At 58.4% G+C, this 15,682-nt stretch carries 16 protein-coding genes and 4 tRNA genes; 5 read left to right on the top strand and 15 right to left on the bottom strand.

Annotated features, from left to right (window positions below):
- Nucleotides 1-188 precede the first annotated feature (188 nt).
- The 7 genes from clpX to AC07W4_RS22515 form a co-directional block, all read right to left on the bottom strand.
- Complete coding sequence (clpX, locus tag AC07W4_RS22545; protein WP_008048848.1) at nt 189-1,472, bottom strand: ATP-dependent Clp protease ATP-binding subunit ClpX; 1,284 nt, start codon at nt 1,470-1,472, stop codon at nt 189-191.
- A gap of 111 nt (nt 1,473-1,583) precedes the next feature.
- On the bottom strand, nt 1,584-2,219 hold the full coding sequence (clpP, locus tag AC07W4_RS22540) for an ATP-dependent Clp endopeptidase proteolytic subunit ClpP (RefSeq protein WP_008048846.1): 636 nt from the start codon (nt 2,217-2,219) through the stop codon (nt 1,584-1,586).
- A 93-nt stretch (nt 2,220-2,312) separates the two neighbouring features.
- Nucleotides 2,313-3,623 carry a trigger factor gene (gene tig / locus AC07W4_RS22535; protein WP_032829541.1) on the bottom strand — a complete coding sequence of 437 codons (1,311 nt, stop codon included), beginning with the start codon at nt 3,621-3,623 and terminating at the stop codon, nt 2,313-2,315.
- A gap of 386 nt (nt 3,624-4,009) precedes the next feature.
- Nucleotides 4,010-4,085: transfer RNA gene (locus AC07W4_RS22530), tRNA-His, on the bottom strand.
- Nucleotides 4,086-4,162: 77 nt separating this feature from the next.
- A tRNA-Leu gene (locus tag AC07W4_RS22525) sits at nt 4,163-4,247 on the bottom strand.
- 57 nt (nt 4,248-4,304) lie between these two features.
- A tRNA-His gene (locus AC07W4_RS22520) sits at nt 4,305-4,381 on the bottom strand.
- Between the two features lie 32 nt (nt 4,382-4,413).
- A tRNA-Arg gene (locus AC07W4_RS22515) sits at nt 4,414-4,490 on the bottom strand.
- Nucleotides 4,491-4,764: 274 nt separating this feature from the next.
- On the opposite strand from AC07W4_RS22515, the gene folD reads away from it, so the two are divergent.
- Together folD and pbpG are read left to right on the top strand one after the other, a co-directional pair.
- Complete coding sequence (gene folD, locus AC07W4_RS22510; protein ID WP_008048844.1) at nt 4,765-5,619, top strand: bifunctional methylenetetrahydrofolate dehydrogenase/methenyltetrahydrofolate cyclohydrolase FolD; 855 nt, start codon at nt 4,765-4,767, stop codon at nt 5,617-5,619.
- Between the two features lie 664 nt (nt 5,620-6,283).
- On the top strand, nt 6,284-7,222 hold the full coding sequence (pbpG, locus tag AC07W4_RS22505) for a D-alanyl-D-alanine endopeptidase (protein WP_008048843.1): 939 nt from the start codon (nt 6,284-6,286) through the stop codon (nt 7,220-7,222).
- Between the two features lie 58 nt (nt 7,223-7,280).
- Here the strand turns inward: pbpG and AC07W4_RS22500 are convergent, their stop codons facing one another.
- The 3 genes from AC07W4_RS22500 to AC07W4_RS22490 all read right to left on the bottom strand — a co-directional run bounded on the left by AC07W4_RS22500 (nt 7,281) and on the right by AC07W4_RS22490 (nt 8,549).
- On the bottom strand, nt 7,281-7,496 hold the full coding sequence (locus AC07W4_RS22500; RefSeq protein ID WP_495034029.1) for a hypothetical protein: 216 nt from the start codon (nt 7,494-7,496) through the stop codon (nt 7,281-7,283).
- 17 nt (nt 7,497-7,513) lie between these two features.
- The gene (locus tag AC07W4_RS22495; protein WP_495034028.1) at nt 7,514-7,720 is read right to left on the bottom strand and encodes a DUF6021 family protein; all 207 of its coding nucleotides are present in this window, start codon (nt 7,718-7,720) and stop codon (nt 7,514-7,516) included.
- 94 nt (nt 7,721-7,814) lie between these two features.
- Nucleotides 7,815-8,549, bottom strand: a complete 735-nt coding sequence (locus tag AC07W4_RS22490; protein WP_495034027.1) for a C39 family peptidase — start codon at nt 8,547-8,549, stop codon at nt 7,815-7,817.
- A 179-nt stretch (nt 8,550-8,728) separates the two neighbouring features.
- Here AC07W4_RS22490 and AC07W4_RS22485 point away from each other — a divergent pair, with 179 nt between their 5' ends.
- Nucleotides 8,729-8,896 (top strand): hypothetical protein, encoded by a 168-nt coding sequence (locus tag AC07W4_RS22485; RefSeq protein ID WP_008048839.1) that lies wholly within the window; start codon nt 8,729-8,731, stop codon nt 8,894-8,896.
- Between the two features lie 78 nt (nt 8,897-8,974).
- On the opposite strand, the gene AC07W4_RS22480 is transcribed toward AC07W4_RS22485, so the two are convergent.
- Together AC07W4_RS22480 and AC07W4_RS22475 are read right to left on the bottom strand one after the other, a co-directional pair.
- A complete protein-coding gene (locus AC07W4_RS22480) occupies nt 8,975-9,724 on the bottom strand; it encodes a TerC family protein (protein WP_414875328.1) in 750 nt (249 codons plus the stop codon).
- A gap of 29 nt (nt 9,725-9,753) precedes the next feature.
- Nucleotides 9,754-9,996, bottom strand: a complete 243-nt coding sequence (locus AC07W4_RS22475; RefSeq protein ID WP_008048837.1) for a hypothetical protein — start codon at nt 9,994-9,996, stop codon at nt 9,754-9,756.
- Between the two features lie 135 nt (nt 9,997-10,131).
- On the opposite strand from AC07W4_RS22475, the gene nhaR reads away from it, so the two are divergent.
- Nucleotides 10,132-11,031, top strand: coding sequence for a transcriptional activator NhaR (gene nhaR, locus AC07W4_RS22470; RefSeq protein WP_008048836.1), 900 nt, complete (start codon nt 10,132-10,134; stop codon nt 11,029-11,031).
- On the opposite strand, the gene AC07W4_RS22465 is transcribed toward nhaR, so the two are convergent.
- Nucleotides 11,018-12,178, bottom strand: coding sequence for an MFS transporter (locus AC07W4_RS22465; protein WP_008048831.1), 1,161 nt, complete (start codon nt 12,176-12,178; stop codon nt 11,018-11,020). The two genes, nhaR and AC07W4_RS22465, sit on opposite strands and share 14 nt — an antisense overlap.
- Nucleotides 12,179-12,523: 345 nt before the next feature.
- On the opposite strand from AC07W4_RS22465, the gene sstT reads away from it, so the two are divergent.
- Nucleotides 12,524-13,756, top strand: a complete 1,233-nt coding sequence (gene sstT, locus AC07W4_RS22460) for a serine/threonine transporter SstT (RefSeq protein WP_495034026.1) — start codon at nt 12,524-12,526, stop codon at nt 13,754-13,756.
- 189 nt (nt 13,757-13,945) lie between these two features.
- Here the strand turns inward: sstT and AC07W4_RS22455 are convergent, their stop codons facing one another.
- Together AC07W4_RS22455 and AC07W4_RS22450 are read right to left on the bottom strand one after the other, a co-directional pair.
- Nucleotides 13,946-14,455 carry a DUF1993 domain-containing protein gene (locus tag AC07W4_RS22455; protein WP_495034025.1) on the bottom strand — a complete coding sequence of 170 codons (510 nt, stop codon included), beginning with the start codon at nt 14,453-14,455 and terminating at the stop codon, nt 13,946-13,948.
- A gap of 197 nt (nt 14,456-14,652) precedes the next feature.
- Nucleotides 14,653-15,528: an SDR family oxidoreductase gene (locus AC07W4_RS22450; RefSeq protein WP_495034024.1), complete on the bottom strand. Its 876-nt coding sequence runs from the start codon at nt 15,526-15,528 to the stop codon at nt 14,653-14,655.
- Nucleotides 15,529-15,682 lie beyond the last annotated feature (154 nt).

Genomic DNA, 15,682 nt, shown 5'->3' with positions numbered 1-15,682 from the left:
TGAAACCAAGATGGGGGCTAGTTTGGAAAAAAACAAGCGGATAAAAGCAGTAAAAGATCTCAGCCCGAAGAAGCTTGAGAAAATGGCTGGCTGTCAGGCCGCCTTCGCTGCGGTGCGGCGATCCGACAAGCCGGCCCCAAATAGCAAAGGGGCCCGAAGGCCCCTTCTTTGTACCGGCTGCGTGACGCTTAAGCGTCTGGCGCGGCCTTGGCGGTCGGCTCACTGTTCTCGTAGATATACAGTGGCTTGGACTTGCCTTCTATCACGCTTTCATCGATCACTACTTTGCTCACCTCTGATTGCGAGGGGATTTCATACATAGTGTCGAGCAATACACCTTCGAGAATCGAACGCAGGCCACGGGCACCGGTTTTACGCTCCAGGGCACGCTTGGCGACCGATTTCAGAGCGTCGGTCCGGAATTCCAGATCCACGCCTTCCATCTCGAACAACTTGGCATACTGCTTGGTCAGAGCATTTTTCGGCTCGGTGAGGATCTGCATCAACGCAGCCTCGTCGAGCTCGTCCAGCGTGGCAAGTACCGGCAGACGACCGACGAACTCCGGGATCAGACCGAACTTGACCAGATCGTCAGGCTCGACTTCACGCAGGGACTCACCGACTTTCTTGCCTTCTTCCTTGCTGCGCACTTCCGCATTGAAACCGATGCCACCCTTGGTGGAACGGTTTTGAATGACCTTCTCAAGACCAGAGAACGCGCCACCGCAGATGAACAGGATGTTACGGGTGTCGACCTGCAGGAATTCCTGCTGCGGATGCTTGCGACCACCTTGTGGCGGAACGGAAGCGACCGTGCCTTCGATCAACTTGAGCAGGGCCTGCTGCACGCCTTCACCGGAAACGTCCCGGGTGATCGACGGGTTGTCAGACTTGCGCGAAATCTTGTCGATCTCATCGATGTAGACAATGCCCATCTGGGCTTTTTCCACGTCGTAATCGCACTTCTGCAACAGCTTCTGAATGATGTTCTCGACATCTTCACCCACGTAACCCGCCTCGGTGAGGGTGGTTGCGTCGGCGATGGTGAACGGAACGTTCAGCAAACGGGCCAGTGTTTCGGCAAGCAGGGTCTTACCCGAGCCTGTCGGGCCGATCAGCAGGATGTTGCTCTTGCCGAGTTCGACGTCGTCATTCTTCTTGTCACGCTGATTCAGGCGCTTGTAGTGGTTGTACACCGCTACGGCCAGAACCTTTTTCGCACGCTCCTGACCAATCACATACTGATCAAGGATGCCGCTGATTTCTTTAGGCGAAGGCAATTTATGCGCGCTGCTTTCGGCCTGTGCTTCCTGCACCTCCTCGCGGATGATGTCGTTGCACAGGTCGACGCACTCGTCGCAGATAAAGACCGAGGGGCCGGCAATCAATTTGCGTACTTCATGCTGGCTTTTGCCACAGAAGGAGCAATAGAGCAGCTTGCCGTTGTCCTCGCCGTTGCGGGTGTCAGTCATTCGTTCGATCCAAATCCGATAGGCTTGCAACACAAGATGAAGGCTATTGCGGGCTTTTTCAAGCCCGCAGGTGTCGGACCCGCCGACCAACCTTATTTTGAGCTGCTTATTTTAAGCAGGACGCTGGCTGATCACTTCATCGATCAACCCGTACTCACGCGCGGCTTCCGCACTCATGAAATTGTCGCGATTGGTATCGCGCTCGATTTCTTCGAGAGTGCGCCCGCTATGCTGGGCCATCAGCGTGTTGAGACGCTCGCGAATGAAGAGGATTTCCTTGGCATGGATTTCGATATCCGACGCCTGGCCCTGGAAACCGCCCAGTGGCTGGTGAATCATCACACGCGAGTTCGGCAGGCAGTAACGCTTGCCGGGAGCACCGGCCGTCAGCAGGAACGCACCCATGCTGCACGCCTGACCGATACAGGTGGTCGCCACGTTGGGTTTGATGAACTGCATGGTGTCATAGATCGACATGCCCGCCGTCACCGAACCGCCCGGGGAGTTGATATAGAGATGGATGTCCTTGTCCGGGTTTTCCGCTTCAAGGAACAGCAGTTGCGCACAGATCAGGTTGGCCATGTAGTCCTCTACCGGACCAACCAGAAAGATCACCCGCTCCTTGAGGAGACGCGAGTAGATGTCGTAGGCGCGCTCGCCACGAGCGGACTGCTCGACAACCATCGGGACCAGGCCGCCTGCGGCCTGGATATCAGAGTTCTGCTGAATATACGAATTACGGAACATGCTCTGCAGTCACTCCCAAATAGTTATGTCTTGAATACGCATAAGCCAGCTCGAAGGCTGGCTTATGGTGTTTGCTTCTTACCGCAAAAGTGATCAGTCGGCTTGTGGTGCTTCTACCGGCTTGACTGCTTCTTCGTAAGAGACCGATTTGTCGGTCACGCTAGCTTTCTGCAGAACAGTATCCACAACTTGCTCTTCCAGCACAACCGAGCGAACTTCGTTCAGTTGCTGGTCGTTCTTGTAGTACCAGGACACAACTTGCTCAGGCTCCTGGTAGGCCGAAGCCATTTCCTGAATCATCTCGCGAACGCGGGTTTCGTCAGGCTTGAGGTCGAATTGCTTGACCACTTCAGCCACGATCAGGCCCAGCACTACACGGCGCTTGGCTTGTTCTTCGAACAGCTCGGCCGGCAGTTGGTCTGGCTTGATGTTGCCGCCGAACTGCTGGACAGCCTGCACGCGCAGACGGTCAACTTCGTTGGACAGCAGAGCCTTTGGCACTTCGATCGGGTTGGTGGCCAGCAGACCGTCCATTACCTGATTCTTGACCTTGGATTTGATCGCCTGACGCAGCTCACGCTCCATGTTCTTGCGAACTTCGGCGCGGAAGCCTTCCAGACCGGTTTCCTTGATGCCGAATTGAGCGAAGAACTCCTCGGTCAGTTCTGGCAGCTTTGGCTCGGAAACGGTGTTGACGGTCACGGTGAACTCGGCGGTTTTGCCAGCCAGGTCCAGATTCTGATAGTCCTCTGGGAAAGTCAGGTTCAGAACGCGCTCTTCACCGGCTTTTGCACCAACCAGGCCATCTTCGAAACCAGGGATCATGCGGCCGGAACCCAGAACCAGCTGAGTACCCTTGGCGGAACCGCCAGCGAACACTTCACCGTCGACCTTGCCGACGAAATCGATGTTCAGCTGGTCTTCGTTTTGAGCGGCGCGATCGGCCACTTCGAAACGGGTGTTCTGCTTGCGCAGGATGTCCAGCATCTTGTCCAGATCGGCATCAGACACATCAGCGCTCAGACGCTCTACGGCGATACCTTCGAAACCGGCAACGGTGAACTCAGGGAACACTTCGAATACGGCTACGTATTCCAGGTCCTTGCCTGCTTCCAGGGATTTTGGTTCGATCGAAGGCTGACCAGCCGGGTTCAGCTTCTGCTCAACCACAGCTTCGTAGAAGGAAGACTGGATCACGTCGCCTACAGCTTCCTGGCGAGCGTCAGCACCGAAACGGCGCTTGATTTCGCTCATTGGCACTTTGCCTGGACGGAAGCCAGCAATCTTGGCCTTTTGGGCGGTCTGCTGCAGACGCTTGTTGACCTGGCTCTCGATGCGCTCAGCCGGCACGGTGACGCTCATGCGGCGCTCAAGAGCAGTAGTATTTTCAACAGAAACTTGCATGGATATTCCTCGTTGCACAGACGTTAGCCGGCCGTTTCCGACCCCAGAATCAAGGGCATGCATTCTAGTGGGTCAAACTCAAGAAGTCACCCTACTGAAAACGGGTAAAAACGCAGCAGGCAATTTATAGGTGCGAATGCACGAATGCACCTCGCCCCGATGGCAAATACAACCAATCACGCCAGGGCTCTGCGCCAACCTTTCCATATATAGAGAAGGCAGCCAATCATCTCCCTGACAGCCGATCTCGCAAGCAAGGCCGGCGGGCAGGACTGCATCATCGAGAAACATAAATACGACGAAACGCCCCGCCCCTGCGACCCGGAACCTGCGGCCGCCGAAACAAAAAAGGCGCCAGACTTTTCAATCTGGCGCCTTTCGAAATATGGGGTGGACGATGGGGATCGAACCCACGACAACGGGAGTCACAATCCCGTGCTCTACCAACTGAGCTACGCCCACCATATTGCCTGTTAAAGAAGCCAAACAACTTCTTTATCAAGCTCCAGCCAGACCAACGGCCTGAGTGAAGCTTTAATTGGTGCGGATGAAGAGACTCGAACTCTTACGCCTCGCGGCGCTGGAACCTAAATCCAGTGTGTCTACCAATTCCACCACATCCGCGGGGTGAAGCCTTTAAAGCAAAGGCGCCAGACTGTTAATCTGGCGCCTTTCGAAATATGGGGTGGACGATGGGGATCGAACCCACGACAACGGGAGTCACAATCCCGTGCTCTTACCAACTGAGCTACGCCCACCATATCGCGTTACTTGTGCCAAAGCTGCCTAATGGCGCACCCGGCAGGACTCGAACCTGCGACCATCCGCTTAGAAGGCGGATGCTCTATCCAGCTGAGCTACGGGCGCCTTGTTAGCTGTAACCTTGGAGGACTACAAACTAAGTGCTTTCCAGTCTCGCAGAATCGTAATCCCGCTCAACCTTCCTAACCAGTGCTAGGCTGTGCCCGACAAGTGCGACGAATAGTATAGAGCCACCCGAAGGTCGTCAAATCCTTTTTAAAAAAAATTCATTTAATTAAAGGAGTTAGGGGAATTTGCAGACCAAGCGCCTTTGCCCTCACCGCATGACATGCGAGAATGCGTTCTCTTTTTTTCCCCTCTCGATGGTTAATCACGCGCAATGACTGCACAACTAATCGACGGCAAATCGATCGCCGCCAGCCTGCGCCAGCAGATCGCCCAACGTGTCACCGAGCGTCGCCAGCAAGGCCTACGCACGCCCGGCCTTGCGGTGATCCTGGTCGGCAGCGATCCTGCCTCTCAGGTTTATGTCTCGCACAAGCGTAAAGACTGTGAAGAGGTCGGCTTTCTATCCCAAGCCTATGACCTGCCTTCCGAAACCACTCAAGAAGCGCTGACCGAGCTGATCGATCGCCTGAACGACGATCCTGCAATCGACGGCGTCCTGCTTCAGCTTCCGCTTCCCGAACACCTGGACGCCTCCAGGCTGCTGGAACGCATTCGTCCGGATAAAGACGTCGACGGTTTCCATCCTTATAACGTCGGTCGCCTGGCCCAGCGTATCCCGCTGCTGCGCCCATGCACCCCCAAAGGCATCATGACCCTGCTGGAAAGCACCGGTGTCGACCTTTACGGGATGAATGCCGTGGTTGTCGGCGCGTCCAATATCGTTGGCCGCCCGATGGCCATGGAATTGCTGCTGGCCGGTTGCACCGTGACGGTCACCCACCGCTTTACCAAGGACCTGGCCGGCCATGTCGGCCGCGCGGACCTGGTCGTCGTTGCCGCCGGCAAGCCGGGTCTGGTCAAGGGCGAATGGATCAAGGAAGGCGCGATCGTGATCGATGTCGGCATCAACCGTCAGGAAGACGGCAAGCTAGTGGGCGACGTGATCTACGAAACCGCCCTGCCCCGCGCCGGCTGGATCACTCCGGTACCAGGCGGCGTAGGCCCGATGACCCGTGCCTGCCTGCTGGAAAACACCCTGTATGCCGCCGAAACCCTGCATAGCTGAGTTTCAACGCAAACGCTGACAGCGTGACAAGGAACCCCGCCTAGGCTAATGCCGATCAGTAAGGCGAACCCGGACGCTACGCCTTCCTTGTAGCAGCTGCCGAAGGCTGCGTCCGGCTGCGCAGCAGTCGTAAATCCGGCTTGCACGACCTCTCTGACGTACCGCGAACCCTGATTTTACGACTGCTGCGCACTCGAACGCAGGCTTCGCCAGCTGCTACAGAGATTGCGTTCAAACGAAAGAAACCGGCCACCTGGGCTAATGCCGATCAGTTAGGCGAACCCAGACGTCACGCCTTCCTTGTAGCAGCTGCCGAAGGCTGCGTCCGGCTGCGCAGCAGTCGTAAATCCGGCTTGCACGATCTCTCTGACGTACCGCGAACTCTGATTTTACGACTGCTGTGCAGCCGGACGCAGGCTACGCCAGCTGCTACAGATTGCGTTATGGCTTAACTGATCGGCATTACCCGCCTTGGCGGGTTTTTTTTGCCTGCGAAAAACGTCGACCACCCGACGAAAAATGACTTTTTTTTCATGTTTCTCAGGACTTTCACCCGTTGCTTGAACAACCATCGACAGTTATTCAGCCATACTCCAGAATGTCGCGTTTTTTACGAAATAGCCCGTTACAAAACGGCTTATCAACACCTTACGAGTCTGCCAGCGTGAAAATCCGTCTTTCCATCCTGAGCCTATTTTTTGCAGTTACAGGGACTTTCATCACGCCAATCGCCAGCGCTGGCGAAACCACAGCCGCGCCTCGGGATACCTCGCAACTCAAGCTCGCTTCCGGCAGCTCTTTACTGCTGGATATGCAGACCAACAAAGTCATCTATGCCAGCAATCCGGACGTTGTCGTCCCCATCGCGTCCGTCAGCAAACTGATGACCGGCCTGGTCGTGGTTGAAGCCCGGCAAAACATGGATGAATACATCAACATCAACATCAGCGACACACCGGAAATGAAAGGTGTGTACTCCCGGGTCAAGCTCAAGAGCGAACTGCCGCGCCGGGAAATGCTGCTGATTGCCCTGATGTCATCTGAAAACCGGGCCGCTGCAAGCCTGGCCCACCACTATCCGGGTGGCTATGCCGCGTTTATCGCTGCAATGAACGCCAAGGCCCGGGCCTTGGGCATGACCAATACCCATTTCGTCGAGCCGACAGGTCTGTCGCCGCGCAACGTTTCGACCGCTCGCGATTTGAGCAAACTGTTGATCGCCGCCCACAAGTACCCGCTGCTGACCGAACTGAGTACAACCAAGGAAAAGACCGTTTCGTTTCGCAAACCGAACTACAGCCTGGGCTTTCGCAACACCGACCATTTGGTCCGCAAGCCGGACTGGGACATCCAGCTGACAAAAACCGGTTTCACCAATGAAGCAGGTCACTGCCTGGTGCTGGTGACCCGAATGAGTAACCGCCCGGTGGCCTTGGTGATCCTTGACGCCTATGGCAAGTACACCCATTTTGCCGATGCCACGCGCATGCGTAATTGGGTAGAGAGCGGAAAGAGCGCGGACGTGCCTTCCGTGGCCTTGCAGTACAAGGCAGACAAGAACCTCAAGCAGCGCCAGAGCGGCGTGGTTGAAGCGTCTAAGTAACCTTGCTGCAACCCCATTGAAAAGCCCCGAACATTCGGGGCTTTTTTTCGTCGCAACGTCAGTCGTTGGGCAGCGGCATCTGGTCGTCATCCGGGATGCCGTCGCCGACACTTGGATCTCTCCACCCCTTCGGCTTTTCAGTGGGCACCACCGTTGGCCGCGCCAGGGGATCTCTTAAAGGGCTGTCAGGATCCATTACCGGATCGCAGCTTTGCTCGGGGGTTGTGGGGACGGTTTGCGGACGTTTGTCGTCGAAACTGGAATCGGTAGACATACACACCTCCATTGAACCTAAGGCTTCAGGTTGCCCAGTGGATCATAGGGCTTGGCCGGAGCCTTGGAGTTCTCACCCGGCTTCACGTCCCTCGGCGCCTTGGCGGGCCCGATCGGGTCAACCTGAGGATCGGCAAGGTCCGGGGAGTCAGGATCGAAACCCAGTTCATTACCAGATGAATGTTCAGACGAATGCGGACCGACGGGCGTTTTGGAATGAGCCATGGGTGCCTCCTGATCTCGGCCCGAAGCAATGCTCCGGGCCCTTAAGATCAGAGGCTGGCGATGGGCGATGGTGCCCGGCGGGTGACCAACGGACTTACTGGCTGGCCAAGGCCTTCTTCGCCCTGGCGGCGGCCTGCTCCTGACCGGCCTGCGCCAGATCGTTGGCGGCCTTGAGCCAACGCTGCTGATCGACCTGGGCCGGGACCTGCGTCGGGTTCTGGATCAGCACCGCCCAGCCACCGGCATCCTTGAACGCTGACTCGAAGGAACTGAAGCCCATCAGTTCGCGGCGATTCATCCCGGCCCGCAGCAGGACCGTCTGCTTCTGGCGGTTGTAGCCGGCCAGAATGGCGTAACGCGGTTCGGCCCACATGGCCGAGCCTTCGGTAAAGCGCACCATCACCGGATAACCGGCGGCGACTTGCGTCAACAAGGCCGCAAGGTTGCTATCGAGGGGATAAACGACCATCCCGTACTCGCGGGCAAGGTTCTGCATGTTCTGTTGCAACCGGGCTTCGCCCCCCGGCAAATGCAAGGGTTTGTCGAGCAACCCCGGGGTAATCACGATGCCCTGCTGGGACAGCATGCTGGCCAGCACCTGTGGCCCGCTTTGATACGCATCGCCCCGGTAGAACCGGCCGCTGAGTTCGACACGCTCGGGCAAGCGCTTGATCTCGGGCGCAACGCTCCCGGCACAGCCCGCCAGGCTTGCCACGCAACCGGCGATCAGCATGGTCGACAAAATTCGAGAAAATACCCGCACCATCATCTCTCTCTTGTTCAGGTTCAGACGCCAGGCAATCCCATTCCCGGCTTGGTCGTCGATCATAGGTCGCCGCGCCGCTACGGTATAGCTCTAAACGGTAGTGGAGTGAATTCGATAGAGCGAACTGGTTGGTGACAGGCGACTTTCGGTCAATAGCCTGAAATGCAGCAACGGCTAGACTGTTCCCTGAAGAGACGACAGCGAAGCGTGAGTGCCCAAAGAAGGGCAAAGAGGAGGCACAGATGAGCCTGACCATGATCATTGTATTGTTGATTTGCAGCTGGCTGACGGTCGCCGCCGCGATGCTGTGGGGCGTGCTTCGCATTACTCGTCGCCACCATCACCCTGTCCAGCCGGCCCCTGCGCCAGAAGCAGACAAGACACCGAGCCAACACGCCAACGCTCACTGACCATACCTTTACCCGAGACCAACAAAAACGGCCGCCTGCACTCCTTGGAGTTCAGGCGGCCGTTTCCTTTAGCGCAGGTCAAGCCTCGGTGGCTACCCGCTTCTGCCTGGACCGGCGGGACATCATGTTCAACACCTCGATCGAAGCCGAGAATGCCATGGCCGCATAGACGTAGCCTTTCGGTACGTGGGCACCGAAGCCTTCGGCAATCAGCGTCATGCCGATCATGATCAGGAAGCCCAGGGCCAGCATCACCACCGTCGGGTTGTCGTTGATGAACTTGGCCAGCGGATCAGCCGCCAGCAACATCACCAGTACCGACACCACCACCGCGATGACCATGATCGGCAAATGCTCGGTCATGCCGACAGCGGTAATGATGCTGTCGATGGAGAACACCATGTCCAGCATCAGGATCTGACCGATCGCGGCAGCGAAGCCCAGGGTCACGGTCGAGGTCGCCGATTTCGGATCTTCCGGGGCAGGGTCCATGCTGTGATGGATCTCGGTGGTCGCCTTCCACAACAGGAACAGGCCACCGGCAATCAGGATCATGTCTTTCCAGGAAAACGCGTGGCCGAGAATCTCGATCACCGGCGCAGTCAACTGCACGATGAACGCGATGGTGCTCAGCAAGCCCAGGCGCAGGATCAACGCCATGCCGATACCAATGCGCCGTGCCCGCTGTCGATTGTGCAAGGGCAGCTTGTTGGTCAGGATCGAGATGAAGATCAGGTTGTCGATGCCGAGCACGATCTCCATCACGATCAGGGTGGCAAGGGCGACCCAGGCGGTGGGGCTGGCGGCAAGTTGTAAAAGGTAGTCCATGGGTCAGTCCTGACTCGTTGTAATACGGTTTAGATTTCCTGGGAGGAAGATTCGGTTTTTTCCGATTCTTTTTCCGATGATTCTTTTTTGCTGATCAACCCGCTGGTGGCGTCACTGAGTGCTTGCTCGGCGGCCTTGTGGGTATCGTCAATCGCCTGTTTGGCGCTTTCGGCAGCCTTGCCCATCAATTGTTGCGCGCTTTTCTCGGCCTGGTCGCAACCGGCCAGTACCAGTAAAGACGTAATCAGCAGTGCCGTGGCTTTAAGCTTCATGATGCTTTCCTCGATAGAACGAACGGGACCAAAACGATGACCCGTTGATAGCGATGCATTCTAGGGAAGCAAACACTTCAGGAAAATTCGTATTTTCAGCGGTTATACTTCGATTTTTACGAACTATAGATCACCATGCTCAACTATCGGCAACTGCATTACTTCTGGGTGGTAGCCAAGACCGGCAGCATCGTGCGCGCCTGCGAGCAGCTCAATCTCACGCCACAAACCATCAGCGGGCAGATCTCATTACTGGAACAGACCTTTGGCATCGAGTTGTTCCGGCGCGTTGGACGGCAACTCGAACTGACCGAAGCCGGCCGCCAGGCCTTGCCCTACGCCGAACAAATGTTCCAGCTCGGTGGCGAACTGGAACTGATGCTGCGGGCACAGCCCAATGAACAGCAGATCCTGTTTCGCGTCGGTGTGGCCGACGTGGTGCCCAAGTCCATCGTCTATCGCCTGATTGCACCGACCATGGAGCTGAGCGAACCGCTGCGTATCACGTGTCGCGAAGACAAACTTGAACGTTTGTTGGCCGACCTGGCGATCCAGCGCCTGGACCTGGTGATCTCCGACAGCCCGATGCCGTCGCACCTGGACATCAAGGGCTACAGCCAGAAACTCGGTGAGTGCGGGATCAGCTTCTTCGCCACCCCTGAGCTGGCGGCCCGTTACGGACGGGACTTTCCGCGCAATCTGCACGGTGCGCCGCTACTGATTCCCGGGCCGGAAACCGTGGTGCGCAGCCGCTTGCAGCGCTGGTTTGCCGAGCAGCAGGTCCAGCCGCAAATTGTCGGTGAGTTCGACGACAGCGCCCTGATGCAGGCCTTCGGCCAATCCGGCAGCGGGATATTCATCGGCCCGAGCGTGATTGCCGATGAGGTGCAACGCCAATATGGCGTGGAGGTGATTGGCCAGACCGACGCGGTGAGCGAGTCGTTCTATGCCATCTCGGTGGAACGCAAGGTCAAGCACCCCGGCATTGTCGCCATTACCGAAGGTGCCCGACGCGAGCTGTTTACAGCGCTGTAACCTCTTCACGCGGCTTGAAGGTCATCAGGGCGATGGCCAGCAGGATCGACGCCAGAATGAACGCGGCGGCGGCAAAACCAAGGCCTTGCAGGCCGACGCTATCGATCACCCGACCACCGATCATCGCGCCCAGACCGATACCGAGGTTGGCCCCGGCGATGTTCAGCGACGCGGCGAAGGCCGGCGCTTCGGGCGCAGCTTTCATCAGGCGCACATGGCTGACCAGGAACAACGCCGCCTGGGTCACGCCCCAGATGCCCATCGCCGCCGCCAGACCGAGGGGCGAATGGATGTTCGGCACCAGTGCCACCAGGCCGGCGATCATGAATGCGCAGAACATCATCGACGCCATCAGCGGGTGACGATCCACCGCCCGGCCGCCGAGGGAGTTGCCGATCAGCCCGACCGCGCCAAAGCCCATCAAACACCAGCCGACCACGGTGCCGTTGAAACCGGCCAAGCGCTCAAGGATGTCCGCCAGATAGGTGTACGCGGTAAACATGCCGCTGAATACAATCACTGACAGCAGCACGTGACCGAGCATCAGCGGGCTGCGCAGGATCTTGAACTGCGAACGAAAGCTCACCTGATGCTGGTGCAGGTTGGTCCTGGGCAGATAGATAAACAGCAGCAGCGCCTTGGCAAAGGCGATGACCGCCAGAATCGCGAAGGCACTGCGCCAGCCGAACGCATCGGAAATCAGCGTGCCCACGGGAATGCCGAACACCGTGGCACAGACGATGCCGAAGCCGATCTTGGCGATGGCGCGACCGGCGTAATCCGGCCCGACGATGTCCACCGCCGTTTCGCTGGCCAAGGCCCAGAACACCGGCAGCCCCAGCGCCGGGATCAAGCGGGCAAACGCCATCACCCAGATATTCGGCGCCAGCGCCGCGAGCGTGTTGGCCAGGCCAAACATGATCAGCACCGAGATGAACAGCTTGCGGCGCTCGAAGCGGGCGAAATACGCCGTCAGGAACGGCCCGAATGCGGCCACGGTGAAGGCGAACAGGGTCACCAGCAAACCGGCCTGCGGGATGCTGACCTCCAGGTCCCGGGCGATGGCCGGCAACAGGCCGACGATGATGAATTCCGTGGTCAGCACCGTAAAGCCGGCGGCGGACAACAGAAGAATGGGCAACAGCATGCAAAACTCCAGAAAACGAAAACACCAGCGATAGCCCGAAGGCCCACTGGCAGACATGAAAATGAGGATGGCGAATCTTAACAGAGTGTTTTCGGATGCGGTTGCACGAACCTGCAATTCGCGTTGAAGACCAGGGCGTCAGTTCGTCACAGGTCTGAAAGATCGTTCCTGCGCTGTGATAAAGTCCGCGCCCCTTGTGGCGAGTGAGCTTGCTCCCTCGCCACAGGAATCAGCGCTGGCATTAGCCCTGTGTTCCCCTCTCGGTTTCCCGTGTGCGGCCTGCCCTGCTTGTTGCTGCAACTGCGGCGAAACCACGCACTTATAAAAATTCAGAGATGCCGTTTTATGACTGCTTCATCCCCTTCTCTATTGCAACGCCTTAAACGCCTGAGCCTGGTCACACAGATCGTGATCGGCCTGATCGCCGGTATTGCCCTGGCGCTGATCGCCCCCGACATGGCGAAGTCCACGGCGTTCATCGGCAAAGTGTTTGTCTCGGCGCTCAAAGCCGTCGCGCCGATTCTGGTTTTCGTGCTGGTCATGGCGTCGATTGCCAACCACAAGCACGGTCAGGAAACCCACATCCGACCGATTCTGTTCCTGTATCTGCTGGGCACTTTTGCCGCGGCCGTGGTCGCGGTGGTTGCCAGCATGACGTTCCCGTCGAGCCTGGTGCTGTCGACCCAGGACGTCGCAGTCACAGCGCCAGGCGGGATTGGCGAAGTGCTGCAAAGCCTGTTGCTGAGCGTCGTCGACAACCCGGTCAGTGCCCTGATGAACGCCAATTTCATCGGCATTCTGGCGTGGGCCATCGGCATGGGCATCGCCATCCGCCATTCCGGCGACACCACCCGCGAAGTGCTGGGCGACCTGTCCAACGGCGTGACCGTGATCGTGCGTCTGGTGATCAGCTTCGCCCCGCTGGGCATCTTCGGCCTGGTAGCCTCGACGCTCGCTACTTCCGGTTTCGGCGCCTTGATCGGCTACGCGCACCTGCTGGCCGTACTGCTGGGTTGCATGTTGTTCGTGGCGCTGGTGATGAACCCGCTCATCGTGTTCTGGAAACTGCGTCACAACCCGTACCCGCTGGTTCTGACCTGTCTTCGCGAAAGCGGCATCACCGCATTCTTTACCCGCAGTTCGGCGGCGAACATTCCGGTCAACCTGGAACTGAGCAAGCGCCTGGGCCTGCACGAAGACACCTACTCGGTATCGATCCCGCTGGGCGCGACCATCAACATGGCCGGCGCGGCAATCACCATCACCGTGCTGACCCTGGCGGCCGTGCACACCCTGGGTATCGCCGTGGACATTCCCACCGCGATCCTGCTGAGCGTCGTCGCAGCCATCTGCGCCTGCGGCGCTTCGGGTGTGGCCGGTGGTTCGCTGTTGCTGATTCCACTGGCGTGCAGCCTGTTCGGCATCCCGAGCGAAATCGCCATGCAGGTGGTGGCAGTCGGTTTTATCATCGGCGTGTTGCAGGACTCGGCGGAAACCGCGCTGAACTCCTCCACCGATGTGCTGTTCACCGCGGCGGCTTGCCTGGGTGAAGAGCAGAAAACAGCACGATTGGCCTGACCCCACCGCCCCATGTGGGAGCGGGCTTGCTCGCGAAAGCGGTGGGTCAGCCAACATTGATGTAGCTGACACTCCGCCTTCGCGAGCAAGCCCGCTCCCACAGGATTTGTGGTGTAGCTGAAAAATGCGTACACATGAAAAAGCCCCCGCAACCTGAGGTTGCGGGGGCTTTTTTTGTACCTGGACGGTTTAGAACGCGCCCATGTAATCGCGCTTGCCCACTTCCACGCCGTTGTGGCGCAGCAGTGCGTAAGTGGTGGTGACGTGGAAGAAGAACTGCGGCAGGCCGTAGGTCAGCAGGTAGGACTGGCCGCTGAAGCGCTTCTCTTTAGGCGTGCCCGGACGGGTGACGATCTCGATGCCTTCCTTGCCGTTGATCTGCTCCGGCGTGAACTCGCCGATGTAGGCCAAAACCTTGGCGATCAGTGCCTGCAGCTCGGCGAAGGTGGTTTCAGTGTCGTCGTACTTCGGCAGTTCGACTTCGGCCAGACGCGAAGAAACGCCTTTGGCGAAATCAACGGCGATCTGCACCTGACGCACCAGCGGGAACATGTCCGGGAACAGGCGCGCTTGCAGGAAGGCGTTAGGATCAATGTTTTTTTCGGTGGCGTGAGCCTCGGCCTTTTTCAGTACATCGCTCAGGGCGTTGAGCATTTGCTGGAAAACAGGCACGGAAGCGTCGTACAGGGAAATGGTCATGGCAGGTCTCGTGTAGAGGAACGTGGTTCATGTGCATCTGTAGGAGCGAGCCTGCTCGCGATGGACGTTAACGAAAACGCGTCCTGTCTGGATGAACGCGTTGCGCCGAAGTCCATCGCGAGCAGGCTCGCTCCTACAGGTGATCGGCAGCAGGGGCCGATTATAGCCGCGCGCCGCCCATCCGAGACCGGTCTTTTTCAGCTGCCGTACACTTTGGCCGCCGGTACCGCTTGCGTCAGTAGTTGCGCGACTGCATCGCCCATCTCGCCAACCGCCCAGCGGCCCTGGCGATCCAGTTGCGGACCACGGCGCCAGCCGTCGGCGATCGACAACTTGCCGCCCTCGACTTCGAACATCTGCCCGGTCACCTCGGCAGACGCCTCGGAGCCCAGCCACACCACCAGCGGCGCGACGTTTTCCGGGGCGAAGTAATCAAAGCCTTCTTCAGGTTTTTTCATGGTGTCGGCGAACACTTGCTCGGTCATCCCGGTGCGCGCGGCTGGCGCCAAGGCATTGGCGGTGATCCCGTAGCGGCGCAGTTCAGCCGCCTGCACCAGCGTCAGTGAGGCAATACCGCCCTTGGCCGCTGCGTAGTTGGACTGACCGATGGAACCCTGCAAACCGGCGCCGGAACTGGTGTTGATGATCCGTGCATCGACCTTGGCGCCACCCTTGGCCTGCTCGCGCCAGTACTTCACGGCGTGGCTGGAAATACAGAAGTGGCCCTTGAGGTGCACGGCCACCACGGCGTCCCAGTCGGCCTCGCTGAGGCTGGCGAACATGCGGTCGCGGCAGATTCCGGCGTTGTTGACCACCACGTTCAGGTCGCCGAAGGTTTCAATGGCCTGGCGTACGATCAGCCCCGCCGAGTCATAACGGGTGATGTCGTCGCTGTTGGCCACGGCGCTGCCGCCCTGCCCCAGGATTTCGCCGACCACAGCGAGTGCCGCTTCGCGGTTGATGTCGTTGACCACCACATTCGCGCCTTCGGCGGCGAAAGCCATCGCGTAGGCCCGGCCCAGACCACCGCCGGCACCGGTGATGATCACGACGCGGTTTTCACAGATTTTCATCAATCTATTCCTTCAAATTCTTCACTAATCGACACAATTCCCCTGTGGGAGCGGGCTTGCTCGCGAAGGCGGTAGGTCAGGCCAATGTGACGATCATCGAACGCTTGTGATTTCAAGATGCCCGCTGAACCTGTGGGAGCGGGCTTGCTCGCGA

The organism is Pseudomonas sp. GW821-FHT02A08 (assembly GCF_059422045.1).
The sequence above is the reverse complement of the archived record's forward strand: the minus strand, read 5'-3'. Positions and strand labels throughout refer to the sequence as shown.

Bases quoted from the DNA above. Each gene is read 5' to 3' on its own strand.
- AC07W4_RS22475 (WP_008048837.1), bottom strand. From the start codon at position 9,996: ATGAAGCTTAAAGCCACGGCACTGCTGATTACGTCTTTACTGGTACTG.
- clpX (WP_008048848.1), bottom strand. From the start codon at position 1,472: ATGACTGACACCCGCAACGGCGAGGACAACGGCAAGCTGCTCTATTGC.
- sstT (WP_495034026.1), top strand. From the start codon at position 12,524: ATGACTGCTTCATCCCCTTCTCTATTGCAACGCCTTAAACGCCTGAGC.
- nhaR (WP_008048836.1), top strand. From the start codon at position 10,132: ATGCTCAACTATCGGCAACTGCATTACTTCTGGGTGGTAGCCAAGACC.
- AC07W4_RS22450 (WP_495034024.1), bottom strand. From the start codon at position 15,528: ATGAAAATCTGTGAAAACCGCGTCGTGATCATCACCGGTGCCGGCGGT.
- clpP (WP_008048846.1), bottom strand. From the start codon at position 2,219: ATGTTCCGTAATTCGTATATTCAGCAGAACTCTGATATCCAGGCCGCA.
- folD (WP_008048844.1), top strand. From the start codon at position 4,765: ATGACTGCACAACTAATCGACGGCAAATCGATCGCCGCCAGCCTGCGC.
- tig (WP_032829541.1), bottom strand. From the start codon at position 3,623: ATGCAAGTTTCTGTTGAAAATACTACTGCTCTTGAGCGCCGCATGAGC.
- AC07W4_RS22455 (WP_495034025.1), bottom strand. From the start codon at position 14,455: ATGACCATTTCCCTGTACGACGCTTCCGTGCCTGTTTTCCAGCAAATG.
- AC07W4_RS22485 (WP_008048839.1), top strand. From the start codon at position 8,729: ATGAGCCTGACCATGATCATTGTATTGTTGATTTGCAGCTGGCTGACG.
- AC07W4_RS22495 (WP_495034028.1), bottom strand. From the start codon at position 7,720: ATGGCTCATTCCAAAACGCCCGTCGGTCCGCATTCGTCTGAACATTCA.
- AC07W4_RS22480 (WP_414875328.1), bottom strand. From the start codon at position 9,724: ATGGACTACCTTTTACAACTTGCCGCCAGCCCCACCGCCTGGGTCGCC.
- AC07W4_RS22465 (WP_008048831.1), bottom strand. From the start codon at position 12,178: ATGCTGTTGCCCATTCTTCTGTTGTCCGCCGCCGGCTTTACGGTGCTG.
- AC07W4_RS22490 (WP_495034027.1), bottom strand. From the start codon at position 8,549: ATGATCGACGACCAAGCCGGGAATGGGATTGCCTGGCGTCTGAACCTG.
- AC07W4_RS22500 (WP_495034029.1), bottom strand. From the start codon at position 7,496: ATGTCTACCGATTCCAGTTTCGACGACAAACGTCCGCAAACCGTCCCC.